At 61.9% G+C, this 24,115-nt stretch carries 21 protein-coding genes; 14 read left to right on the top strand and 7 right to left on the bottom strand.

What is annotated here, in order from left to right; translation table 11 throughout:
* Position 1 precedes the first annotated feature (1 nt).
* From HY962_02490 to HY962_02425, 14 genes are all read left to right on the top strand, one after another.
* A complete protein-coding gene (locus HY962_02490; protein MBI5645774.1) occupies positions 2-1,111 on the top strand; it encodes a phospho-N-acetylmuramoyl-pentapeptide-transferase in 1,110 nt (369 codons plus the stop codon).
* A 20-nt stretch (positions 1,112-1,131) separates the two neighbouring features.
* Entirely contained in the window at positions 1,132-2,496 is a 1,365-nt protein-coding gene (murD, locus tag HY962_02485; GenBank protein ID MBI5645773.1) for a UDP-N-acetylmuramoyl-L-alanine--D-glutamate ligase, read from the top strand.
* The gene (locus tag HY962_02480; protein ID MBI5645772.1) at positions 2,493-3,659 is read left to right on the top strand and encodes a cell division protein FtsW; all 1,167 of its coding nucleotides are present in this window, start codon (positions 2,493-2,495) and stop codon (positions 3,657-3,659) included. Before murD ends, HY962_02480 begins: the two co-directional genes overlap by 4 nt.
* A gap of 8 nt (positions 3,660-3,667) precedes the next feature.
* The gene (gene murG, locus HY962_02475) at positions 3,668-4,765 is read left to right on the top strand and encodes an undecaprenyldiphospho-muramoylpentapeptide beta-N-acetylglucosaminyltransferase (GenBank protein ID MBI5645771.1); all 1,098 of its coding nucleotides are present in this window, start codon (positions 3,668-3,670) and stop codon (positions 4,763-4,765) included.
* A gap of 5 nt (positions 4,766-4,770) precedes the next feature.
* On the top strand, positions 4,771-5,235 hold the full coding sequence (locus HY962_02470) for a hypothetical protein (GenBank protein ID MBI5645770.1): 465 nt from the start codon (positions 4,771-4,773) through the stop codon (positions 5,233-5,235).
* Between the two features lie 24 nt (positions 5,236-5,259).
* Entirely contained in the window at positions 5,260-6,645 is a 1,386-nt protein-coding gene (locus tag HY962_02465; GenBank protein MBI5645769.1) for a UDP-N-acetylmuramate--L-alanine ligase, read from the top strand.
* The gene (gene murB / locus HY962_02460) at positions 6,642-7,583 is read left to right on the top strand and encodes a UDP-N-acetylmuramate dehydrogenase (protein ID MBI5645768.1); all 942 of its coding nucleotides are present in this window, start codon (positions 6,642-6,644) and stop codon (positions 7,581-7,583) included. The genes HY962_02465 and murB overlap by 4 nt, the downstream gene beginning before the upstream one ends.
* Positions 7,580-8,446, top strand: a complete 867-nt coding sequence (locus tag HY962_02455) for an FtsQ-type POTRA domain-containing protein (protein MBI5645767.1) — start codon at positions 7,580-7,582, stop codon at positions 8,444-8,446. The genes murB and HY962_02455 overlap by 4 nt, the downstream gene beginning before the upstream one ends.
* Positions 8,447-8,456: 10 nt before the next feature.
* Entirely contained in the window at positions 8,457-9,722 is a 1,266-nt protein-coding gene (gene ftsA, locus HY962_02450) for a cell division protein FtsA (protein MBI5645766.1), read from the top strand.
* Between the two features lie 101 nt (positions 9,723-9,823).
* Positions 9,824-11,002, top strand: a complete 1,179-nt coding sequence (gene ftsZ / locus HY962_02445; GenBank protein MBI5645765.1) for a cell division protein FtsZ — start codon at positions 9,824-9,826, stop codon at positions 11,000-11,002.
* Between the two features lie 131 nt (positions 11,003-11,133).
* The gene (locus HY962_02440; GenBank protein ID MBI5645764.1) at positions 11,134-11,826 is read left to right on the top strand and encodes a cobalamin B12-binding domain-containing protein; all 693 of its coding nucleotides are present in this window, start codon (positions 11,134-11,136) and stop codon (positions 11,824-11,826) included.
* Complete coding sequence (locus tag HY962_02435; protein ID MBI5645763.1) at positions 11,823-12,578, top strand: hypothetical protein; 756 nt, start codon at positions 11,823-11,825, stop codon at positions 12,576-12,578. The genes HY962_02440 and HY962_02435 overlap by 4 nt, the downstream gene beginning before the upstream one ends.
* Entirely contained in the window at positions 12,575-13,747 is a 1,173-nt protein-coding gene (locus tag HY962_02430; protein MBI5645762.1) for a hypothetical protein, read from the top strand. The genes HY962_02435 and HY962_02430 overlap by 4 nt, the downstream gene beginning before the upstream one ends.
* Positions 13,740-14,576 carry a phytanoyl-CoA dioxygenase family protein gene (locus HY962_02425; protein ID MBI5645761.1) on the top strand — a complete coding sequence of 279 codons (837 nt, stop codon included), beginning with the start codon at positions 13,740-13,742 and terminating at the stop codon, positions 14,574-14,576. Before HY962_02430 ends, HY962_02425 begins: the two co-directional genes overlap by 8 nt.
* Positions 14,577-14,582: 6 nt before the next feature.
* Here the strand turns inward: HY962_02425 and HY962_02420 are convergent, their stop codons facing one another.
* The 7 genes from HY962_02420 to HY962_02390 all read right to left on the bottom strand — a co-directional run.
* The gene (locus tag HY962_02420) at positions 14,583-15,188 is read right to left on the bottom strand and encodes a hypothetical protein (protein MBI5645760.1); all 606 of its coding nucleotides are present in this window, start codon (positions 15,186-15,188) and stop codon (positions 14,583-14,585) included.
* A 202-nt stretch (positions 15,189-15,390) separates the two neighbouring features.
* On the bottom strand, positions 15,391-17,427 hold the full coding sequence (locus HY962_02415) for a T9SS type A sorting domain-containing protein (protein MBI5645759.1): 2,037 nt from the start codon (positions 17,425-17,427) through the stop codon (positions 15,391-15,393).
* A gap of 246 nt (positions 17,428-17,673) precedes the next feature.
* Complete coding sequence (locus tag HY962_02410) at positions 17,674-19,572, bottom strand: T9SS type A sorting domain-containing protein (GenBank protein ID MBI5645758.1); 1,899 nt, start codon at positions 19,570-19,572, stop codon at positions 17,674-17,676.
* Complete coding sequence (locus HY962_02405; protein ID MBI5645757.1) at positions 19,569-20,288, bottom strand: hypothetical protein; 720 nt, start codon at positions 20,286-20,288, stop codon at positions 19,569-19,571. The genes HY962_02410 and HY962_02405 overlap by 4 nt, the downstream gene beginning before the upstream one ends.
* 23 nt (positions 20,289-20,311) lie before the next feature.
* Positions 20,312-21,151: an ABC transporter permease gene (locus tag HY962_02400; protein MBI5645756.1), complete on the bottom strand. Its 840-nt coding sequence runs from the start codon at positions 21,149-21,151 to the stop codon at positions 20,312-20,314.
* 47 nt (positions 21,152-21,198) lie between these two features.
* Complete coding sequence (carB, locus tag HY962_02395; protein ID MBI5645755.1) at positions 21,199-22,677, bottom strand: carbamoyl-phosphate synthase large subunit; 1,479 nt, start codon at positions 22,675-22,677, stop codon at positions 21,199-21,201.
* 22 nt (positions 22,678-22,699) lie between these two features.
* Positions 22,700-24,115, bottom strand: a 1,416-nt coding sequence (locus tag HY962_02390) for an rRNA pseudouridine synthase (protein MBI5645754.1), incomplete at its 5' end; no start/stop codon positions are given.

The raw sequence follows: 24,115 nt of genomic DNA, 5'->3' as shown, positions 1-24,115 counted from the left end.
GATGCTGACGTACCTGCTCGAGTGGATCAACGCGACGTACAGTCCGCCGGGATTCGACGTGTTCCAGTTCATCACGTTCCGCGCGGGCGCGGCGGCATTGACGTCGCTGCTCATCGCGTGGTTCGTCGGACCGCGCATCATCACCGTGCTCAAGAAGCGGCAGATCGGCGAGGCGGCAAAAGTCGAAGCACCCACCACACATTTGGTGAAGGCGGGAACACCGACGATGGGCGGACTCATTGTGCTTGCATCGGCGCTCATCCCGGTCGCCCTGTGGGGCCAGCTCCACAACACGTACATCTGGCTCATCCTCGCCGCGACCACGCTGCTCGGCGTCGTCGGATTTATCGACGACTATCTGAAGGTCGTGAAAAAATATCCCAAGGGTTTAATCGGCGAATACAAGATCGTCGGCCAGGTGGCCGTAGGCGTGCTTGTGGGAGCCGTGCTGTATTTCATGCCCGAGTTCGAAGCGCACCGCACTGCGACGATGGTGCCGTTCTGGAAGGGTGGCCCGATCGAATACGGGCTGCTCTACGTGCCCGCGATTATCTTCATCATCACCGCGACCTCGAATGCGGTGAATCTCACCGACGGGCTGGACGGACTCGCGATAGGGACAATCTCCATCGCCTTCCTCGCCATCGCGGTGATCTGTTACGTCAGCGGCAACGCGCGCCTCGCACAGTATCTCGACATCTTCTATCTGCCGGGCAGCGGGGAACTGACCGTTTTCAGCGCGGCGATGGTTGGTGCGGGACTCGGCTTCCTGTGGTACAACACCTACCCCGCGCAGGTGTTTATGGGCGACACGGGCTCGCTTGCGCTGGGCGGAGCGCTGGGTGCCGTGATGGTCATGATCAAGGAAGAACTGCTGCTTCCGATACTCGGCGGAATTTTTTTCGCGGAAACCGTGTCGGTGCTCGTTCAGAAGGCCTGGTTCAAATACACAAAACGGAAGTACGGACAAGGTCGAAGAGTATTCCGGATGGCGCCGATGCATCATCACTTCGAACTGCTCGGTTGGTCGGAACCGAAGATCGTGATGCGTTTTTATATCGTGGCCGTGATTCTCGCAATTCTCAGTCTTATCACCTTCAAGGTCCGCTGATGACGTCCGGTCCTTCCGATATGAATCTCTCCCGCGTCAGTGTGATTGGTGCGGCGCGCAGCGGACTCGCCGCCGCGCGTTTGCTGCGATATCACGGCAAAGACGTGCTCCTGAGCGAGTTCGGGGAGGAAGCGCGTTTCCAGGGTGCAAGAGCGGAAATGGAGGCGATCGGCGCGGCGGTGGAATTTGGCGGGCACAGTCCGGCCGTATTCGAGGCCGGTACAATCGTCGTGAGTCCGGGCGTCCCCTCCGATGCGCCCGTGCTTGTTGCCGCGTCGGAGCATGGCATTCCGATCGTCAGCGAACTGGAACTCGCGTCCATGTTCTGCGAAGCACCGATCGTTGCGATCACGGGCACAAACGGCAAGACGACCACAACGACTCTTACGGGCGAAATATTCCGCGCCGCGGGACTCGGTACCATCGTTGCAGGCAATATCGGCTTTGCATTTTCAGACGCGCTGCTTGCATCGCGTGCGAAACTCGACGCGGCCGTGCTCGAGGTGAGCAGCTTCCAGCTCGACTTCACGGTGCGTTTCCATCCGCGCATCGCGGTGATAACCACCATTACGCCGGATCACCTCGCGCGGTACAAGGGTGACTACACGGAATACATCGCATCGAAGCAGCGAGTGTACCGCAATCAGTACACCGACGACGCGCTCATCTACTCCACCGACAATGCCGACGCCGACAACGCGGCGCAAGCCGCCGCCGCGCGCAAGTTCCCGACCAGCGTGACACGACCGCTCACAGCAGGCGGATGGATGGAAGGACGCAAACTTTTCCTGAACACCGGGGAGGGGAAGGAACTGCTGACGGCCATCGACGAGATGCGCCTGCGCGGCAAACATAATTACATGAACACGCTGCAGGCAGCCCTCGCGGCGCGCCTCTTCGGCATCAAGATGGATGTTGTGTCGGAAGCCGTGCGGCAGTTCGAAGGTGTCGAACACCGGCTCGAATTCGTGCGACGACTCGATGGTGTGGCATACATCAACGATTCGAAAGCCACCAACGTCGATTCCGTCGTGATCGCATTGCAGAGCTTCGCGCAGCCGGTGGTGCTGATTGCAGGCGGACGCGACAAGGACGCACCCTACGATCCGCTGCTCCCGCTGCTCGAGTCCACCGTGAAAGCCGTGGTCCTCATCGGGGAGGCGGCGGACCGGATGGAAGATGCCTTCAACGGGCACGCCGAAATTCGTCGGGCTGCATCGATGCAGGAAGCCGTGACCGTTTCCCGCGACCTCGCGTCGCCCGGAGACGTGGTACTGCTGTCGCCCGCCTGCGCGAGTTTCGACATGTTCGACAATTTCGAACAGCGTGGTCTCGTGTTCAAACATCTTGTGCTCGGACTCGCATCGAGGAGCAACGGCGCGTGAAGCAGCGCACCGGACATATCGACCTCACGCTGTTCCTCTCGGTGCTCGTGCTGATGCTGTTCAGCATCGGCGTTGTGTACAGCGCCAGTGTCGATATCTCGCGCGCGAAAAACGACGGCGACTGGAACGCGCTGTTTCTGAATCACGCGGTGCGTGTGTTCCTCGGCATCGGCGCGCTGCTTCTGGGCATGTTCACCGATTACCATGTGTATAAAAAGCTGAGCAAATACATCCTTCTTCTCGCGATCGTGTTTCTTGTGCTGACGCCGTTCTTCGGCATCACGCAGCTCGGCGCGAAGAGATGGCTGGGTTGGGGTCCGTTCAAGTTCCAGCCGTCGGAGTTTGCGAAATACGCGCTGGTGATTCACCTCTCGGTGCTGCTCGCGAACAAGCAGAAGTATATCACGAGTCTGAAGAACGCCTATCTGCCCATGCTGGTGTGGGTGGGAATGGTGGTCGGACTCATCACCTTCCAGAACAATCTCAGCACCGTTGTTGTCATTCTGCTCATCAGTCTGATGCTGCTGTACGTCGGCCGCGTGCGTCTGACACATCTGGTGGGCTCGGTGGTGCTCGCTCTTCCAGCCGTGCTGGTGTATGCCGTTTCGAAGGCGTACCGATTAAAACGAATCATGGACTATATGGCTTCAACCGGTGATCCGGGCGACAAGCTCGACGCGGCAAAATCGCAGGTGGAGCAGGCCGTGATCGGACTCGGAAACGGCGGCCTCCTCGGTGTCGGCATCGGCGCGAGCAAACAGCGCGAGTTGTTCCTCCCCGAATCGTACAGCGATTTCATCTACGCCATCATCGGCGAGGAGTACGGATTTATCGGAGCGGTCGCGATCATGCTGCTTTTCGGACTCATCCTCTTCCGCTGCCTCAAGATCGCAAAGCGTGCAACCGACGACCTTGGCCGCTTTCTCGCGGTGGGCATCTCGTCTGTGATCATTGTGGGAGCGTTGTTGAACGCCATGGTGACGACGGGCCTCCTTCCGACCACGGGCCTGCCGATGCCCCTCATCAGCTACGGCGGCACGAGCATTCTGTTTACCGCCTACAGTCTCGGCATCGTACTGAACATCTCGATGTACACGCGCATCCGTCCCCGTGAAATTGCCACGGAGCCCTCGCGCGGCCTGGGCGAGGAGGGGATGGAATGAACGTGCCGATGACAATAGTCTTTGCGGGCGGCGGGACGGGCGGACATCTGTTCCCCGGTCTCGCTATCGCTGAAGCGCTGCAGTCGAAGGTGCCAGCGGCACGGATCAGCTTCGCAGGATCGCGCGACAAAATCGAGGCGACGGTTGTTCCGCGTCATGGGTATGAATTCGATCCGGTGTGGATCAGCGGATTCCGGCGCCGTCTGTCGCTCTCAACCTTCGTCTTTCCGTTGAAGGTGGCCGTGTCGTTGTGGCAGGCGCGCGGCATCATCAGGCGCCGCCGGCCCGATGTTGTGGTCGGCACGGGCGGATATGTCTCCGGTCCTGTCGTGTACATGGCCGCTCGCATGGGTGTGCCGACATTGATACAGGAGCAGAACGAATATCCCGGAGTCACCACCCGCCTGCTCGCGAAGCGTGCCGACGAGGTGCACATCACCTTCGAGGAAACACGCGCGCACATTGCCGATGCGCGAGTTGTGCATGTGACCGGCAATCCCGTTCGCTCGAGTTTGCGGCGCCTGCCCACCGCCAACGCGCGCCGCGTCTGGGGACTGGATCCCGACCGGCCCGTGCTCTTTGTGTTCGGCGGCAGTCTCGGTGCCTCGTCGATCAACACGGCCGTGGGCGGCATGCTGCGCTCACTCGACGAGCAGGGGGTGCAGGTGCTCTGGCAGACCGGCGCGCGTGATGCCCAGGCGGCGCGGGACGCGGCGGCCGGATCCGCGCATGTAGTCGTGCGGGAGTTCATTCACGAAATGGACGCGGCGTACTCGGCCGCGACCCTGGTGCTGTGCCGCGCGGGCGCCACCTCGCTTGCAGAATTGACGGTGCTCGGACTCCCGTCGGTTCTCGTTCCGTACCCGCATGCGGCGGCCGATCATCAGCGTCGCAACGCTCGTGCGCTCGAGAACGCGGGCGCCGCGCGCGTGGTGGAAGACGGACAGGCGCGCACGCTCGGCGCCGTCGTGCTGGAACTTTTGCGCGACCAGGACGCACTGCGTCGTATGAGCGAGGCCGCGGCGCGGCTCGGACGACCGGACGCGGCATCATGCATCGCGGATGCGGTCATACGCCTCGCGGGCACAAAGACAGGAAGGAGGTGACACACATGGAACAGGCGGAAAACGTGTTTCGGCGGAGGTACGACGTGTACTACGTGACACTGCTTGTGTACGTGGTGTTCGCCGTGCTCTACATCCTTCTGACGGGCACCGTGACGAATGAAACGGTTGCCTTCGGTTTCCGCGATCCCGTCGTCTACATCATCGGACTGTTTATTCTGATCACCGGACTCGCACTTCTGTCGAGCGTCGTCAGGAATCCGCGGCTGGTGCTCACCGAGACGCAGATCGTGTTCCGCACGCGTTTCCGTGAGCGGGCCGTGCAGCACGCGCAGATCACCTCGCTGGTCATCAAGCGCGAACGTACACGCATCAACGAGGGGTCGTCGGCCGTGGTCAAGATTCGCGTGCGCGACAAACGGCGCCTCGTGCGCATCCGCGTTGCCAATTACGAGCGCGACCGCGAACTGGTCGACGCATTCAAGGCGCTCAAGAACCGGCTTCGCAAATAACACGCAGCGCGCAAGGACACAGGAATGAAATTCGCAAACATCCATCGCATCCACTTCGTCGGCATCGGCGGTATCGGCATGAGCGGCATCGCCGAGATCCTGATCAATCAGGGTTTCGCGGTGTCGGGTTCCGACCTGCATCTGTCCGAAGTGACACAGCGGCTGTCCGACCTTGGCGCGGTGATTTACGAGGGCCACGCCGGCGAGCATGTGCGCGGCGCCGACGTGCTTGTGTACTCGTCCGCCGTCACGCCCGAAAATCCCGAGATTCTCGAAGCCGCCGAGAGGAAAATTCCCGCCATCCGTCGCGCGGAAATGCTCGCGGAGGTGATGCGGCTGCACTACGGTATCGCCGTGGCGGGAACACACGGGAAAACCACCACGACTTCGATGCTCGGCCTCGTCCTGATGCAGGGGGGTCTCGATCCCACAATCATAGTGGGCGGCAAGCTTCATGCCTTCGGCGGCACAAATGCGCGGCTCGGCAAGGGCGACTTCATGGTGGTCGAAGCCGACGAGTTCGATCGTTCCTTCCTGCAGCTCAATCCTGCGATCTCGATACTCACCACGCTCGAGGAGGAACATCTCGACATCTACGCGAATCTCGACGACCTGAAGCAGGCGTTTACGGAGTTCGCAAACAAGGTCCCGTTCTACGGTTTTGTGACCCTCTGTCTCGATGAACCGGCGCTGCAGGAAATTCTTCCGCGCATACAGCGGAAGGTGATCACCTACGGCCTCTCGTCGCAGTCCGACGTGCAGGCCGTGGATGTGGAACAGAAGCAGAACATGGCGTCCTTCACCGTGCTGCATCGCGGCGAGGAACTCGGCCGCATCTGCCTCGGTGTTCCGGGCGAACACAATGTGCGCAACGCCCTCGGCGCGGCTGTCGTGAGCCTGGAACTCGGCATACCCTTCGCGCGCATCAAGGAGGCGCTCGACTCGTTTACCGGCGTGTTCCGCCGCTTCGAGGTGAAGGCCGACACGGCCGGCGTGATGGTAGTGGATGATTACGCGCACCATCCGACCGAAGTAAAGGAGACGCTGCGGGGAATCAAGGCAGGGTGGAGACGGCGCGTCGTGTGTGTGTTCCAGCCGCATACCTACACGCGTACGCGCGACTTCCATCGCGATTTCGGACGGGCCTTCATGAATGCCGACGTGCTGATCGTGACCGACGTGTATCCCGCCCGCGAATATCCGATACAGGGCATCACCGGAGAATTGATCGCCGACGCCGCAAAAAGTTTTGGACACAAGGACGTGCGCTACGTGGCGGACAAGACGCGTCTTCCCGAAGTGCTGCGCGAGCTTGTCCGAGAAGGCGACATCGTGATCACGATGGGCGCGGGCGACATCTACAAGTACGGCGACGAATTCATTCGCACTCTCGGAGTTCCGCGCGCGTGATCTCACTCGAGCACATACGGGGTATCTGCAGCGGGCGCATCGCGATCGGGGAACCGCTCGCGCGCCTCACCACATTCCGCATCGGCGGCGCCGCCGATCTGTATGTGGAGCCGATGCGTACCGACGAGGTGCTCGCCCTGATCACCTATTTCCGTCGCAATGACATCCGCTACATGGTGCTCGGCAACGGAAGCAACGTGCTCATTCACGACGACGGCTATTCCGGCGCGGTCATCAATCTCGAAGCCGGATTCTCCGGTGTCAGCATCGAAGAAGGAATTGTGACGGCGGGCGCGGGCGCGCGCCTCTCGGCCTTTGTGGACTTCTGCATCCTGCGCGGGTTTGCCGGTACCGATCCGCTCGCGGGCATTCCCGGCACTCTTGGCGGCGGCCTGATCATGAACGCCGGTGCGTACGGCGCGGAAATTTCGGACCATCTCCTCGACGTCACCGTCGTCCGCGGCGACGACGTGGTGACGCTGCGCAAGGACGAGTGTGATTTCCGATACCGCCATTCCGGTCTGCGTGATGCCGTGGTGCTGTCCGCGCGTTTCGCCCTGCCGGAAGGCGACACCGAGGACATGAAGAAGCGCCGCAAGGAACTCCTTCTCACACGCAATGCCGCCCAGCCGACGAACCTCCCGAATGCCGGCAGCATCTTTAAAAATCCTGAAGGGCAGTATGCCGCGCGGCTCATCGAGCAGTGCGGTCTGAAGGGATACACCTTCGGAGGCGCGACGGTGTCGACTCTTCACGCCAATTTTATCGTGGGATCCCCCTCGGCAACGGCAGCGGATATTCTCGCGGTTATCAATCATGTGCGACGGACCGTGTATCGGCACACAGGTGTTGCGCTCGAACTCGAAGTGCTCCTGGTCGGATTCGGCTCCGATGCCATAGCACCCCTTGCCGATCCCCGTGCGGAGGTTGCCCGATGAGACTCAAACGGACTTCCACACCTCCCGACGAGGTGACACCGATGCCTCGACGCAGACGGCGCATTTCGCCTGTCGGACTCTCCCTGCTTGCCATCGTGGGATTCGTGACATCGCTCTCGCTCGCGGCGAATCACTGGATGAACAACGCGGTGAAGGTGACCGCCGTCGTCACCGGCACGCACCTGTTGAGTCCCGAGGAGATTCTGCGGCGCGCGCGCGTGCCCGACACCACCGTGCTCGCCGACATCGACCTCATGGCGGTGAAAAAACGCATCGAGGCAAATCCTGTCGTGCGTGAGGCGATACTGCGACGGAATCCGCCTTCCACGCTCGAGATCGAGATTCATGAGCGCGCTCCGATCGCCGTTGTACTCAACGTCGGTGGACGCGACTGGCTTATCGACGAGGACGGCTACCTGCTTCCGTCCGTGGCATCCGTCCCGATGCATGCCCTCCCCGTCATCACCGGCGCGCAGGGAATTGGTGGATTTGCTGCCGGTGTCCGTGTGAAAAACGCCCGACTGCGCCAGGTGCTCGATGTGCTCCGCCGCGCGCGTCTCGATGATCCCGAGGCGCTGCACTTATTCTCCGAGGCGTCCCTCGATGGAAAAACCGACGTGATCCTTTTCACACTCGAGGCGGGCGTGCCCGTGCTTGTGGATCCGACCGCCGATGTCGCGCGCGCAATGCGCGTCTTCCGCGCCTATTGGCAAAACCTCGCGCTGCAGCATGACGTCCGCGGACTCGAATATGTCGACCTGCGTTTCAAGGATCAGGTGGTTGTGCGCTGGACACCCGGCCAGGGGCCTGCGCCACGACCGGTTGCCAACACGATCGACACAACAAATATCCAGAAAGATTGACGGGCCATCCATGAAAGGTAAACACCAGAACGGAAGCGCGGCGGAGCGCATTGTTGTCGGCCTCGACATAGGCACGACCAAGGTGTGCTGCATCATCGCCGCGATGGATCCCGATGGCCGCATCAACGTGATGGGGATCGGGAAAGCCGAGAACGAAGGCATGGCGCGCGGCACCGTGACGCACATAGACAAGACCGTCTATTCCATACAACAGGCCGTGCAAAACGCCGAAGTGCAGTCGGGCATCAAGGTGCGCGCCGTCAATGTCGGCGTCGCGGGAGACCATATCCAGAGCTTCCAGAGCCGGGGTGTCATCGCCATCAGCAATCCCGACAACGAAATCACACGCAAGGACGTCGACCGGCTCATCCAGGATACAAAGCGCGTCAATCTTCCCCAGGACAGGAAAATCATCCATGTCATCCCGCAGGAATTCATCGTCGACGGTCAGGACGGCATCTACGATCCCGTCGGCATCTCGGGCGTGCGCATGGAAGGAAACGTGCACATCATCACCGGCAGCATCACCGCCGTGCAGAACATCTACAAATGCGTGGAGCGGGCCGGCTTCGAGGTCAACGATCTCATCCTCGAACCGCTCGCATCGAGCTATGCAGTTTTGGACAATGAAGAGAAGGAAGTCGGAATAGTGCTCGTCGATATCGGCGGCGGCACCACCGACATCGCCGTGTTCGAAGATAGAACGATCCGCCACACGGCGGTGCTCGCGATCGCGGGGAAGAAGGTGACCGAGGACATCCGCAAGGTGCTTGGCATTCTGAACGAGGATGCCGAGAAACTGAAGCGCGAGCACGGGTACGCCTACCTGCCCGAGATCGTGCACGATTCGCCCATCCTGCTGCGCGGGATAGGCGGACGCAAACCGATGGAGATCAGCCGGAGTCTCCTCTGCCAGATCATTCAGCCCCGCATGGAGGAGATCCTCGAAATCGTGGCTCTCGAAATCAAGCGGTCCGGCTATTCCAAACATCTGCACTCGGGCGTGGTTCTTACCGGAGGCGGATCCCTCATCAAGGGCACCGCCGCGCTCGCGCGCGAAGTGCTCGGCATGCCGGTAAAAATCGGCATTCCCAACGGCTTCTCGGGCGGACTTGTCTCCGAAGCCGAAAATCCGATGTACAGCACCTGCGTCGGCCTCGTCCTGCACGGTTTCCGCAATTACGGCGTGCAGTCGGGCGGCGACACGGCGCGCAGCACCCGCTCGCCTCTCGGCTTGTGGGAGCGTGTGCGCGACTGGTTCACAGAGCAATTCTAACGGCTCTCATTCCCAAGGTTCCAAGCAAACAGTGAAGCAATACAGAAGAACACATCATCACCACACAGTCACACTCTGAGGAGGGTATCATGTATCCAATCATGCTGGACAAGCAGACCAGCGACCGGGCGAAAATCCGTGTCGTCGGTGTGGGCGGTGCCGGAGGAAATGCAGTGGACGACATGATCGCGCGTGGTCTCGACGCAGTCGAGTTCATCGCGATCAACACCGACAACCAGGCGCTGGATTCGAGCGGCGCGCAGTACAAGATCCAGGCCGGGAAAAACCTCACGCGCGGTCTGGGCGCGGGCGCCGATCCCTCCGTGGGGTATCGCGCGATCGAGGAAGACAAGGAAGAGATCACCGCGGCCCTCAGTGGCAGCGACATGGTCTTTATCACCGCGGGCATGGGAGGCGGCACGGGAACGGGCGGAGCCCCGGTTGTGGCAAACATCGCCAAAGGCCTCGGATCGCTCGTTGTGGGCATCGTGTCCAAACCCTTCCATTTCGAAGGCAAGCGCCGTATGGCGCAGGCCGAAGAGGGAATCGAGGAATTGCGCAAACACGTCGATACGCTCATCGTGATCCCGAATCAGAAGCTGATGTCGCTTGTGGAAAAGGCCACGTCGGTGCCGGACGCGTTCCGCATGTCGAATCAGGTCCTCTTCAACGCCACACGCGGCATCGCCGACATCATCTCGAAGCGCGGCATCGTCAATGTCGATTTTGCCGATGTGAAAACCATCATGAAGGACATGGGCGACGCGCTCATGGGCAGCGGCATCGCGAGCGGCGAGAACTGCGCCGTCGAAGCCGCGCACAACGCCATTTCACACCCGCTGCTCGAGGGTGTCACCATCGCCGGCGCACGCGGCGTGCTCATCAACTTCACCGGCGGTTCCGAGATGTCGATCGTGCAGCTCGAGGAAGCCGGCAACATCATCACCGAGGCGGCGGGCGAAGAGGCGAACGTGATCTTCGGCGCGGTCCTCGACGAAACTCTCGGCGATCAGATGATGGTGACCGTCATCGCAACCGGCTTCAATCAGCGTCATGTGGGAGGCCGGCGTCCGACCATGCCCGCCGCGAAACCCATGGCGGCCGCGCGTCCCCTGCACATCCCTTCGGGACTGACCGAACTCAAGGACCTCGATCCTCCGGCATACATCCGCAAGTACCCGCGGCCCGTCGAGGATGAGAGCGAGGCGGAACACGATACGCAGCAGCATCAGCGCGTTGAACGCGAAAAAGCTCCTTTCCTCAGGAGGATCATGGATTAGGCACACACCCTCCATCCAACTCCCCCCGAAGATCCTCCAAGCGCCTCATCCATGAGGCGCTGTTTTTTTCGCGCCAGGATACCGCGACGGATGATTCCCAAATGAACCGTGCGCGCAGTATCTTTTTTCTCATGGACGACAGGCAACTTCTCGAAGCCCTTGCACTATGCGTTGAACGCGGGAAACGCGACGCCGCCTCACCACATCCGCCCGATTTGCGCGGGCAGGACGGGGCCGACGAATTGACGAGGCGCGCGCTCGAGGCACACGCCATCCCGCCGCAGCGTGTGCTCGACGAGGGATTGATTCCCGGCATGGCGCGCATCGGAGAGCTGTTTCGCGACAAACGCGTTTTTGTGCCCGACGTGCTGTTGGCCGCCCGCGCCATGGCCGCGGGTATGGCGCATCTCGAACCGCACTTCCGCGCCCACGACATTCTGCAGCGCGGCACCTTTGTCATCGGGACGGTCCGCGGCGACCTGCACGACATCGGTAAAAAGCTCGTCGCCATGATTGCAACCGGGGCGGGATACGAGGTGGTCGATCTCGGAACCGATGTGCCGCCCGAGACCTTTGCCGAAGCGGCGCGCGCGCATCCCGGCTGCGCCGTCGGTGTCAGCGCGTTGCTCACAACCACCATGCTGCACATGCGCGAGGTTGTCGACGCCGTGCACGCCGCGGTTCCGAACACACCCGTCATCGTCGGCGGAGCGCCCGTGACCGCCGCCTTCGCCGCCTCCATCGGCGCGGATGCCTATGGCGCGGATCCGCAGAGCGCCGTCGACTTTCTCCGCGCGTGTATCGCGCCTGTGGCGGAGGTATGATCCGCGAGGCGCGGCAGTTTGATGTGCACGTCCTCTTCCCGCAGGGCGTTGCCGACGTAGTGACACACGGAAAGGTCGAAAGACGACTCGGATACGCGGAGGGCGGCGCACCCGACGTGATCCGCGAGGGCATCGATGCTCACTGCGCGCGGCTCGACGGCCTCGGCCGCAACGCCCGCGCCGCGGTGCGTGTGCTGCCGCTCGCGCGTATCAACACGATGCAGGGCATTGTGGGTCTCCACGAAAAGGAATTCGCCTGCGGCCCCCGCATCACCTCACAGCTCGAAGGCGCCGTCGAACTCGCGGTATTCCTTGCCACCACGGGCGCGGCGTTTCAGGAGGCCCTCGAGAATACAACACACGCTCATGATCCCTTCGATCACTTTCTTCTCGACGCCGTTGGCTCCGTGTTCGCGGAAGCGTGCGCGGCCGCCCTGCATGAGATGGTCCGGGAAGAAGCGCTGCGACGGGAGTGCGGGACGTCCAACCGCTACAGCCCCGGATATTGCGGCTGGTCCGTATCGGATCAACGAGTCCTTTTTGATCTGCTCGCGGGGGCACACTGCGGAGTGCGGCTGTCGGAGTCGTCGATGATGTCACCGATCAAATCGGTCTCCGGCATCATCGGCCTGGGATCCGGCGTGGTGTCTTTGCCGCACGGCTGTGCGGACTGCGACTCGTTCGACTGCATGTACCGCGTCGAATCCACGCCCTCCACGGATGAGGCGGAAAGCAGCGGAGACCGGATATGACCTCGCGTGAACGCTTGCTCATGGCACTCGATTGCAAGGCGCCCGACCGGCTCCCCGCCACGACGCATCATCTCATGCCATCGTTTCTTGCGGACTTTGAAGGCGGTCGCGACGAAGATGGATTCTGGCGCGAGACAGGTCTCGATCCGGTTCGCTGGCACGCGGCTTTTTCGCCCGATGCGGATCATGGAGAAATCCTCGATCCAGCGCACGATCCCGGCCCCTACGCCGCGAGGCGTGTCCTTTCCGATTCGTGGCGTATCACCGAGACGCCGCTCGCGCACGACCGCTATACGACGGTCTCCGTTGTTGTGGAGACACCCGGCGGCGCGTTGCGCACAGTCCTGCAGAGCGACAGGCACACCACCTGGGTGACGGAACGTCCTCTACGCCTTCGCCGTGATATCGACGTGCTCGCCCGCCATGCGCCCGCGTTGCGCTGTGATGTCGAGGAACTACGGCAGTATGCGCGCGAGCGGCGTGGAGATGCGCTGCTTCGTGGTGCCGTCCCCGGTTTTGAAGTGTACGGACAGCCGGGCTGCTGGCAGGATGCAGCGGTGTTATACGGCATCGAGGAACTGATTCTCGCGACCTACGACGACCCGGTCTGGGTGCACGAATTCCTTGCAGTCCTCCAGCGGCGAAAACTCGGCTGGATACGTTCGCTGAAGGGCGCGCCATACGACCTGATCGAACTTGGCGGCGGCGACGCGTCGGCCACGGTTATCTCGCCCGCAATTTTCGAGGAGTTTGTCGCGCCCTACGATGCGCCTCTCATCGAAGCCATGCATGAAGCGGGGCAACGCGTGGTGTACCACATCTGCGGCGGCATCATGCCGGTGCTCGACCTCGTGCTGGCCATGAAGCCGGATGCGATAGAAACCTTCACACCGGAAGAGATGGGTGGTGATGTGGATCTGGCCGAAGCCGCGTCGCGGATCGACGGCCGCGCATGCATGATCGGGGGCTTCAACCAGAACCGCCACTTCGCCGGATGCACGGAGGAGGAAACTCGGGCTGCGGTGCGTGCCTGCTTTCAACAGGCAGGGGGAAACGGGGCATACATCCTCTCGCCGTCCGATCACTTCTTCCACGCCGAAGCGCGCCTGCTGCGGGCCTTCGCCGACGAGGCGCGCGCCTGCGTGTACGATGGACACGGGCATGGCTGAACACGACAGACGTGTGTCGGCTCTGGAGAGGGATCTGCGGTTTTTCCCGGCACATCCCGCGGACGGCCGCGTGCTGAGCGCCGCCGACGTGGATCGCTTCAATGAGCGCGGCTTCCTCGCGGGTCTCCCCGCGTTGAATGAATCCGAGATGCGGGATGTGCGGACACGCTTTGATCAACTTCTCGAAACGTTTCTGCGCAGCGGCCGCAACAGCTATGCGATCGACCGGTATCAGGACCGTATCGCGATGATACACGACTGCGCGACACATCCCCGCATCGTCGATGTTGTTTCGGACCTCATCGGACCGGATGTGATCTGCTGGGCCACACACTTTTTCTGCAAACTGCCCGGTGATCCGCGCGAAGTCGCCTGGCATCAGGACTGCTCGTATTGGGCGTTGACACCGTCGCGGACGGTCACCGTGTGGCTCGCGATCGATGATGTTGATACGGACAACGGCTGCATGAGGGTGCTGCCCGGTTCGCATCTGCATGGCCATCTGCCCTGGCGCGAGACGGCTCCAGACGAAGACAACGTCCTCACACAGGCCATCGATGCGATCGCGGACTATGGCGAACCCGAGGATGTGCAGCTTCGCTCGGGAGAGATTTCCATTCACTCCGATCTGTTGGTGCATGGATCGCGTGCGAACATGTCGGACAGGCGCCGTTGCGGTCTCACGCTCCGTTACTGTCCACCGTCGGTGCGCGCGTACTGGGACTGGAATCGGCACAGCATCGTGTGCAGGGGATCGGATCCGTCGGGTCACTGGGCGGACGTGCCCCGACCGGACGATACGGCGCCGTTCGAGTTCCGCGAGTCCTGACTCCGCTCACGGAAGTCGTCCGCCGAACTTCGGCGAGAAGCCGCTGCAGCGGAACTCCTCATCGTCGTGCATGGCGTCGTAGCGCGTGAGCATGCACAGGATCTCCTCGCCCCAGCTATCCGTGTCGTAGGTCTTGCACATGATGCAGATTCCGGGCATCGGTATGGACGCCGGATCGACGCGGTTCCCGTCATCGTCGAAGATCCCGCCGATAAAACCGGATGTCTCGCTCTTTTTTCCCATCATGTCACAGAACGGACAATGTCCTCCCGAATGTCCTTCCAGGTCGAGGAATGCCCTGCCTTCCGCCCACTCTCGATCCAGAATCGCGAGATCGTGATCGATCATGGCCTGCAGTTCCGCGTCGATTTCCTCATCGTCATCCCAGAGGGCCTCCGAGTTCACCCCGGCCTCGTCGTGCGTGTTGACGGCTTCGTCGTGTGCGGCGCGAGTCCCGTCGTGCGTGTGGAAGCCCTCGTCGTGGGTGTTGACTGCCCCTTCGTGTGTGTTGGGGGTCTCGTCCTGTGTGTTGGGGGTCTCGTCCTGTGTGTTGGCGGTCTCGTCCTGCCGTTGAGCCGCATCCTCCGCTGCCGGTCCGGCTCTGTGCGCCATCCTGTCCTCGAAATCGAAAGGATCCTGTACGCCGCGCTCTTCCATGTGCCCCCCTATGTCTCGTGACTGAGTCGGCGGATCCGTCAAATCTGGACGCCCCGCCTTTTCCCTTGTACTCGCGAAGCGATGATTTTGTTCCCGCGGAAAATAAAAAAGCCGTCCTCCGGAGAGGACGGCTTTGTGTGGCGGTGGTCCGCCGGAATTATTTCATCAGGACCATCTTCTTCTGGAGAATCTGGCCGTCGACATTGATCTGATACACATAGGTGCCGCTGGTGAGATCCGCTGCGTTGAAGGTCACCATGTGCACGCCGGCATCCTTGCTCTCGTTGACCAGTGTGCCGATTTCTTCGCCGATCGGATTGAAGACTTTCAGCGTCACGTACCCCGGCTTCTGAAGCTGGTAGCTGATCGACGTGGTCGGGTTGAACGGATTCGGGTAGTTCTGCGACAGCTCGATGCCGTTCGCGGCGCCGTTCATGTACACGTCGACAACCGGCGACACCGTGGTCTTGCCGTCGGTGTCCACCTGACGCAGGCGGTACTGCACGTGACCCACGGAGTTGTGGATGTCCGTCACAGGATCGCTGTGTGTATACGCAGTCGGCGTCTTGGTCGTGCCGCGGCCGCGGACGAAGCCGATGGTTTCCCATGTGCCGCCGCCGTTGAAGCTGCGGTCGATCTGGAAGCCGTAGTTGTTCACTTCAATCGTGACTTCCCAACGGAGGTCGATGTTTCCGCCGTTGCGCTCGGCCTTGAAGGTGCTGAGCTCGACGGGGACGATGGGAATGCGCGAGCGATAGCACGCGATGCCGTTGTTGGACTGAAGGACAAAGAGATGCACGAAGTAGCCCTTGCCCTCGGTGTAATCGGGCTCGAGCTTCACGTCCACATCAGCGATGTAGTTGTAAATACCGGAGTTGTTGGTCTGAATCTTCTGACCGAGATACGGCGTGTCGCCGAAACCCGGTTCGCGGGCTTCCTGACCGGTCGTGGTCACGTTCATGATACGCGCGCGGGTGTTGGAGTTTGCCGCTGTCGGATTCGAAGGATCCGTCGGGAAACCGTCGCACACCACGAGGAACGCGTTGCCGTTCTCCTTGATCTTGAAGAAGGCGAGGGGTCCTGCAGGGCCGGTGCCGGTGAACGGATCCGATGACAGCGCATTCATGAGCGTCATGTTCATGTTCTGCGGGAACGGCGCGCTGGTCTGGAACTGGTTGTTGATGGTTGTAACGCGGTTATTGTTGTCGTGCCACACTTCCGCAAACGACTGCGGACCGGTGGCGGCGATGCCGTGGGAGGCGAGGCCTTCGAGCGACGACATCATACGGATGCCGAGGCGGTACTCGAGCGGCAGGCCCTTGTCCGTGACGGGACGCACCTGACGATCGTCGGTCAGCACGACGTTGATCTGGTCGTTGGTCTGCGACTGGCCGTCGAAGGGACCGCCCGATGTGAAGATGCGCACGCTGTCCACAAGTTTCGGACCCTGCGGCGTATTGACGTACCCGCGCTTGCCGACCACGTCGAATGCGTCACCCCAGCGCGTCCACTGCATTTCGCTGTCACCCAGCGTGCCCGGACCCGTCGACGCGAGGTTCAGCGTGACGTACACAAGACGCGGCGTCGACTTCGGGGTGTCCCAGCGCCATACGCGGAACGGGCCCTGGCCGAGATACTCGGGACGGCAATTGGGGGGCGGACCGGGGAAACAGATACCCCAGATCGGAGCAACGAGGTTGCTCGCGAAAATACGCGCGGGTTCTTCGTCATCAACGTCAACCTTGTAGATGGGGAACTGGCCCTGGCCGAAGCTGGTGTAGGAGCCGGGATAGACCCACTGCAGCACGCCGGCAATGGTGTCCGGCGGCACGGGCAACTGACCGCCCTTGCCCGGAGTCTGACCGAACTGCGCGGCGATGCGGCCTTCGGTGGTTTTCGGAAGGCCCGTCAGCGGATCCCAGATGTGGATGCGGGGACAGCCGACGCTGTTTCCCGAGATCGAGCAGATGCCCGGATTCACGATGTAGAGATTGTCGCGTGTCTTGTCATACGCGAGGCCGGTGTACTGGCGCTGCCCGGCCATCCAGCCGTAGGTCGGATGGGAGCTCGAGGAGGGCTGCATCACAACCCACAACTCCTCCCAATCGATGTTTCCCTGGGCGTATCCGTTTATCGGCAGAAGTGCCGACACCACGAACAACATGCCGAGAAGAATCGGTAGAGATCGCTTCATGAAAACCTCCAGAAAGTAATAACGACAAAAGGCGGAACGTCAGGGCGAATAGTGCGAATACACCGTATGAGCGGCCTAAAATGTAACTCGCATAATTAAGCCAACATACCGAAAGATCGACGTTTTGTCAAGGAATCCGCTGCGGACGTCGTACTCCACTCCAGAGAAGTGACACCCGCAACAGCGAAAAGGATACAGGGGAGAAATTTGTGACCTTCGGCAACGGATGTCTCAACAGAAGACTCTTCACCTGCCGACGATGATCTGTTGTGCACCGCTGTGCGCCGCTCCTGAAACCCGCAGCAGATAATGGCCCGAGACAAGTGTCGCCAGCGGAAGTGTGAGAGAGTGTACACCCGCATCGAAGTCGCCCAAAGCCCGAGTGTACACACGGCGTCCCAGCGTGTCATGAATCTCCACACGCAGCGCCTCGGCTTCGCGCAATTCGAAGGTCATTGTTGCGGTGGGTCCCTGACCCGACGTGTACGGCTGCGGATAGACAGGGTGGAGCAGCAATCCTTCGGGCCGTGTTGTCGGCGCTTCGCGCGCGCTGAGCACGACGGATGTTTTTTCCTTCAGGATGTAATTCGAGGGATCCAGCTCGACGTTGCTCACGGTATTGGCGGGAATGGCGGGGAAGGTGAATACTTCCGAGCCGCGGCTCACCTCGATGCGTTCGATGATCGCGGGCCCGCCGCTGTGCGTGATGCGAAGATCTACCGGCATGCGGAACACCGGATATTTTGTCGTGTCCTGATACTGCTGAACGAGAACACGGAGCGGCGCCGCGGTGCTGTCGGTGTAACGCCCGACACGGTACTTGGGCCAGCCGGGTTTGTACACCCATTGATCGAAGAACCACGAAAGATCCGTGCCGGCGGCCCTATCCATCGCGGCGCGGAAATCGCCCGTGCCCGCGTTGCCATAGGCGTGTCCTGCGCCGAATCCGCGCATGCCCCGGAAGAAGGCGCTGTCGCCCATCACGTACCGCAGCATCACGAGCACCGCTGCGCCCTTGTTGTAAATCGTCGAGGGATAATTCGACATGGGCGGCGTGCGGGGGAAGTCGTACAACGGATGTACACCCTCCTGAGACGCATCGTAGCGCAGGTAGTTCGACGCGAAAGTCTGACGGCGTGTGTCGTAGGTCGCGCGTCCCGAAACATGCTCGGCCCAGACCGCCTCGCTGAAAGTCGCGAAACCCTCGCTGAGCCACGCCTCCGCGAAGGTGCGCGGTGTCACCCAGTCGCCCCACCATTGATGCGCAAGTTCGTGCGCCGCGACGGAGGAGGCGGGTGAGGAACTGAAGAGCTGCGATGCGTAGCTGATCATCGTCTGGTGCTCCATCGATCCGATCGGCGTGATGCAGTAGCCGATTTTGTCGAACGGATACGGTCCGTAGAACCGCGTGAAGGCCTCCATCATTTTCGGAATGGAGGAGAAATGCGACACACCCTTCGCGGAATCGCGTCGCGGCACATAATACTCCGTCGGGATTCCCTGCCACGATCCTGTGAGACGCACGTAGTCGCTTATCGCATAGGTGAAGAGGTATGTCGCCGTCTGATGATTCTCGACCCATCGGTACGCGACGCCACCCTGCACCGGACCCGTTTCCGCGAGCAGGCCGGTGCCCGCAACAACCTGCCCCTCGGGAACGACGAAAGTGACATCGAAGGTCGCCTTGTCCGAGGGTATGTCGTTCGACGGAAGCCAGTGCCGCATCGTCGAAACGTACGGGGCGTAAAATCCGACACCCATGCAGAACGTCGTTGCGCCGAAGAAACAGCCGCCCCATGAGGACGGTCCCGACTCGCTGGTCGGCGCGCCGCCGTAGAGGATGCGCAACACCACTGTGTCGGCCGGGCCCGGCGTCTGCGCAAGTGTGACGCGCAGTTCACCGTCGCTTTGAACGAACTGCTGCGCTGATCCATCCCGGGTCACCGACGACACGGTCAGGTCGCGCAGATGCAGCACCACGGGATTCGCGGCGCGAGTGATGTGTAATTCCGCGTCACCGTCGATGGTCTTCGCCGCGAGGTCGAAAGTCACCCGTGCCGAGTAGTGTGTGACGTCAATCTCCTGCGCGCCAGCCGCGGCGGCGGCGAGAAACAGGAACACCGCGCAATACATAAGACGGTTCATGGACGATCCTCCTTGCCGCGTGTGAATATTTCGTCGGAGACTCCCTTGTTGACACGATAATTCGTGTACGTCATGACGATGGTGGCGGGTTTCTTTTTCTCCGCCGTGTCGTCCTTCCCCGGGGTCTTCGACTTCGGGCCGATCCGTATCCCGCCCATCGCCTGCATGCGGAGCACTACTTTCGAGGGCAGAAAATATTTGTTCTCGAGGAAGGAATACGTGATGGTTATCTCGGCCGAGCCGCCCTGATTCGGATCGGTGTTCATGCGCACGATGAGCCAGCGCGCGGGATCGACAAAGAGCATCGCGCGCTGCAGGCGCAGGGTGTCGGATTTTGCGAGCAGCTTCACCTTCAGGCATCGAGCGCCGTCCACCGTCTCCTCGCCCTGCACAACGGCATCGTAGAGATCCTCGCTGAACATGCGGGGATTCATCGACATGGCGTCGCGCGGAAGCATGGCAAAACCCTTCGCCTCGAAGTGGACGCGGTCAGGCTGTTTGAACCAGATTTTTGCGGCCATCGGCGGCGCCTTCACTCCGGGCATGTCGACCACCGCCTGCAGGTCGGCGCTGTAATCCTTAACGCGGTCGAATTCGCGGCGGACGTTTTCGAGGACTGTCGCGGCGGACGGAAGGGTCTGTCCCCGCAGCGCGGGAAGCGCCGCGGCGAGAAGGACAATTGTGAGGACGGGTGCGGGTCGGTGTAAACGCTGCATGCCGGGTTCCGGATTATTGCGGGTCAGGAGAGAACATCCTTGCGCCGGAAAATGGCCCACGCGGCGCCCGTGAACAAGGCGAAAAAGATTCCGAGCATGGCCGTCTTGCGCGCGATCACGTCCCATTCGATGGGATCGCCGAAGGCCCGCTCCCAGACGTCCATGTATGTCGTGAACAGATACGGTCGCAGACCTTCGAAAAATTCGAAGGGCAGATTGCCGAGAATCAGAAACAGAATCACGACGGCCATCGAGCCGACGATCGGTCCGATCGCATTCTCCACAAAGGACGAGAAAAGAAGCGCGAGCGCGGCCACGGAACACATGGCCCACGCGGCCAGGACGTACGCGAGGATGAAGCGCCACACCACGCCCGCCGCGGGATAAATCGCGATGCCTTCCTGCGAGAACCAGAGCAGGTCGCCGCTGCCGAAAAGCAGCAGGCCCAGCACGATGCTGAAGCCGCCCAGGAAAAAGACGAGTGAGAGCGTGTAGATCACGGTGCTCGCGGTTTTTACGACGAACAGGCGCGTGCGTCCCGGCGGCCGCGTCAGCAGGATGCGCAGCGTGCCTCCCGTGGCCTCGCCCGCCAGGATGTCGCCCGCGACCAGCACGATCAGGAAGGGGATGTGCACAAAGAGCGTGTTCATCATCAGGTTCGCGACAAACCAGCCGTTGAAAAGGGATCCGACGAAGAGGAAGTCCTTCTGCAGGCCGCGTGTCATGTCGCGCACCATGTCGTCGCCGCCAAGCGACATGCCCCAGTACGCGATCGGCACGAGCACGAGGATCAGGCCGAAACCGATGTAGGTGCGGAGCTTGCGGAAGGTCTTGAGCAGTTCGTATCGAATGAGCGTGAGCATGCCGCGTTCCTTGTCGGGTGGCGCTTACAAAGGAGTATCGGGTCCGTTTATCCGGGAAGTGTCGTTTCGCGCAGCCGCAGTTCCAGTTCCACGATCTCGCGGATCTGGGCGAGGAACCAGGGATCGATGCCCGTGATGCGGTGCAGTTCCTCGTCGTCGACACCCGCCAGCATGGCGAGGCGCAGGTCGAAGAGGCGGTCGTGGCGCGGCGTGGCGATGCGCATGCGGAGTTCGCGCGCAAGCGCCTCGCGTTCGCTCTCGGCGAGATCGGGCGGGAACACGGGATCCTTGCCGTCGGCGCCGAGGCCGTGGCGGCCGATCTCGAGCGAGCGGAGCGCTTTCTGCAGCGACTCCTTGAACGTGCGGCCGATCGCCATCACTTCGCCGACGGATTTCATCTGCACGCCCAGCGCGCTGTCCGCGCCCGGGAATTTCGCGAAATCCCAGCGCGGAATTTTTGTGACGATGTAGTCGATGGTCGGTTCGAAGCAGGCGGGCGTGACGCGTGTGATGTCGTTCGGAATTTCGTCGAGTGTGTAGCCGACGGCCAGCAGCGCGGCGATCTTGGCGATGGGGAAGCCCGTGGCCTTGGACGCGAGCGCGGAGCTGCGCGAGACGCGCGGATTCATCTCGATCACGGTCATGCGCCCGGTGCCGGGGTGCACGGCGAACTGCACGTTCGATCCGCCTGTCTCCACGCCGATCTCGCGCATGATGCGGATGGCCGCGTCGCGGAGGCGCTGATACTCCTTGTCGGTGAGCGTCTGCGCGGGCGCGACGGTGATGGAATCGCCCGTGTGCACGCCGATGGGATCGAGGTTCTCGATGGAACAGACGATCACCACGTTGTCCTTCGTGTCGCGCATCACCTCGAGTTCGTATTCCTTCCAGCCGAGTATGGATTCCTCGACAAGCACCTGGCTGATCGGACTCAGCGTGAGCCCGTGTGTCACCTTCGTCAGGAATTCTTCCATGTTGTACGCGATGCCGCCGCCCGAGCCGCCCAGCGTGAACGAGGGACGGATGATCGCGGGGAAGCCGATCTGTTCCACGGCCGCGTGGGCTTCGGCCAGCGTGCGCACAAAATATCCACGAGGCATTTCGAGGCCGCAGCGCTGCATCGCGGCGAGAAACTGTTCGCGGTCCTCCGCCATGCGTATGGCCGGCAGCGAGGCGCCGATCAACTGTACGTTGTACTTCTCGAGTATGCCGTGCTCCGCAAGTCCGACGGCGAGATTTAATGCCGTCTGTCCGCCCATGGTGGGCAGCACCGCGTCCGGGCGTTCACGCGCGATGACTCGTTCGGCCACTTCGATCGTGAGCGGCTCGATGTACGTCGCGTCCGCGAATTCGGGATCGGTCATGATCGTCGCGGGATTGCTGTTGATCAGCACAATGCGGTAGCCCTCGGCGCGCAGGGCGCGCACGGCCTGGGTTCCGGAATAGTCGAACTCGCACGCCTGCCCGATGACGATCGGTCCGGAGCCGAGTATCAGAATCGACGATATGTCTGTCCTGCGTGGCATGATTCTCCGCTGGCGTTGGTGGCTATTCGTCGTCGCGTGCGCGCACGGGCTTCCGCGCGCCCTTGGCGCCGCCGGACATCTTTTTCAGGCGGCCCACTTCATGTTCACCGAGGTAGCGCCACTCACCTCGGCGCAGGCCGTCGGCGGTCAGACCCGCGAACTCCACACGTTCGAGTTTGCGCACATCGTAGCCCAGCGCCTCGAACATGCGGCGCACCTGCCTGTTGCGGCCCTCGTGCAGGATCAGCGCGACGGTCAGATTCCGCGGCGCATCCACCACGGTCGCCTCGCACGGTTCCGTCAAGCCGTCCTCGAGCTTCACGCCCGTCCGCAGTTTCGACAGATCGTGCGGCTTCAGTCCGGTCGTCAATTCCGCGAGGTAGGTGCGCGGATGTTGGAATCGCGGGTGTGTGAGGTTGTACGCGAGGTCGCCGTCGTTTGTCAGCAGCAGCACGCCGGTGGTGTTGCGGTCGAGCCGCCCGACAGGATAGAGCCGGTGATGCGACGGCACGAGATCGAGCACGGTGGTGCGGCCCTTTTCGTCGGACGTGGTGGTGATGCAGTCCTTCGGTTTGTTCAGCACGATGTACACAAGCTGCGAATCGATGTGCACCTCGAGACCGCGCACCGAGATGCGGTCGTCGCCGGGACGGATGTGCACGCCCAGTTCAGTCACGGTGATGCCGTTTACTTTCACTTCACCCGATGTGATCAGCTCGTCGGCTTTGCGACGCGCAGCGATGCCCGCATCCGCAAGAAACTTGTTGAGACGCACCTGCTCCGCGATGGGGCGCAACGCCGCCGTCTGCGTGCGTGAACGGCTGCCGCGTGCGGGGATCTGATCCCTGCCGCCTTTGCCCTTGCCCTTGCCGCGTGATCCGCCGCCGGACTTCTTCTGCCCGCCGGATTGATAGGTCCGCGGACGGTTCGCACCTTCGCGCTCACCCGTCGGCCGCTTCTCTCCACGTCCCTCTCCGAAACCACCCGAAGTCGCGCGAGCGCTGTCTCCGCGGTCATTCCATCTCTTCTGTCCGCCTGTGCGCGGTGTCTCGCTCCGCTCACCGCGTTCGCCGCGCTCACCGCGCTCACCGCGCTCACCGCGTTCGCCGCGTTCGCCGCGGTACCCGCCCGACGACGGACGTGGTGAATCCTCGCGGCTCTTCCATTTTTTCGGTCCGCCTGTGCGCGGTGTCTCGCCAGGTTCGCCGCGTTCACCGCGGTAGCCGCCCGACGACGGACGTGGTGAACCCTCGCGGCTCTTCCACTTCTTCGGTCCGCCTGTGCGCGGCGTGTCACTGCGTTCACCACGTTCACCGCGGTAGCCGCCCGACGACGGTCGTGGTGAATCCTCGCGGCTCTTCCATTTCTTCGGTCCGCCTGTGCGCGGTGTCTCAGAACGTTCACCACGTTCACCGCGGTAGCCGCCCGACGACGGTCG

Source organism: Ignavibacteriota bacterium, assembly GCA_016218045.1.
Classification (GTDB): Bacteria; Bacteroidota; Ignavibacteria; order SZUA-365; family SZUA-365; genus JACRFB01.
Note: the sequence above shows the minus strand (reverse complement) of the source record. Positions and strands in the feature narration are given on the sequence as shown.

Bases quoted from the DNA above. Each gene is read 5' to 3' on its own strand.
- HY962_02465 (MBI5645769.1), top strand. From the start codon at position 5,260: ATGAAATTCGCAAACATCCATCGCATCCACTTCGTCGGCATCGGCGGT.
- carB (MBI5645755.1), bottom strand. From the start codon at position 22,677: ATGCCACGCAGGACAGACATATCGTCGATTCTGATACTCGGCTCCGGA.
- murG (MBI5645771.1), top strand. From the start codon at position 3,668: ATGACAATAGTCTTTGCGGGCGGCGGGACGGGCGGACATCTGTTCCCC.
- HY962_02400 (MBI5645756.1), bottom strand. From the start codon at position 21,151: ATGCTCACGCTCATTCGATACGAACTGCTCAAGACCTTCCGCAAGCTC.
- HY962_02415 (MBI5645759.1), bottom strand. From the start codon at position 17,427: ATGAAGCGATCTCTACCGATTCTTCTCGGCATGTTGTTCGTGGTGTCG.
- HY962_02435 (MBI5645763.1), top strand. From the start codon at position 11,823: ATGATCCGCGAGGCGCGGCAGTTTGATGTGCACGTCCTCTTCCCGCAG.
- ftsA (MBI5645766.1), top strand. From the start codon at position 8,457: ATGAAAGGTAAACACCAGAACGGAAGCGCGGCGGAGCGCATTGTTGTC.
- murD (MBI5645773.1), top strand. From the start codon at position 1,132: ATGAATCTCTCCCGCGTCAGTGTGATTGGTGCGGCGCGCAGCGGACTC.
- HY962_02420 (MBI5645760.1), bottom strand. From the start codon at position 15,188: ATGGCGCACAGAGCCGGACCGGCAGCGGAGGATGCGGCTCAACGGCAG.
- HY962_02410 (MBI5645758.1), bottom strand. From the start codon at position 19,572: ATGAACCGTCTTATGTATTGCGCGGTGTTCCTGTTTCTCGCCGCCGCC.
- HY962_02430 (MBI5645762.1), top strand. From the start codon at position 12,575: ATGACCTCGCGTGAACGCTTGCTCATGGCACTCGATTGCAAGGCGCCC.
- HY962_02425 (MBI5645761.1), top strand. From the start codon at position 13,740: ATGGCTGAACACGACAGACGTGTGTCGGCTCTGGAGAGGGATCTGCGG.
- HY962_02490 (MBI5645774.1), top strand. From the start codon at position 2: ATGCTGACGTACCTGCTCGAGTGGATCAACGCGACGTACAGTCCGCCG.
- ftsZ (MBI5645765.1), top strand. From the start codon at position 9,824: ATGCTGGACAAGCAGACCAGCGACCGGGCGAAAATCCGTGTCGTCGGT.
- HY962_02440 (MBI5645764.1), top strand. From the start codon at position 11,134: ATGGACGACAGGCAACTTCTCGAAGCCCTTGCACTATGCGTTGAACGC.
- HY962_02470 (MBI5645770.1), top strand. From the start codon at position 4,771: ATGGAACAGGCGGAAAACGTGTTTCGGCGGAGGTACGACGTGTACTAC.
- HY962_02455 (MBI5645767.1), top strand. From the start codon at position 7,580: ATGAGACTCAAACGGACTTCCACACCTCCCGACGAGGTGACACCGATG.
- HY962_02405 (MBI5645757.1), bottom strand. From the start codon at position 20,288: ATGCAGCGTTTACACCGACCCGCACCCGTCCTCACAATTGTCCTTCTC.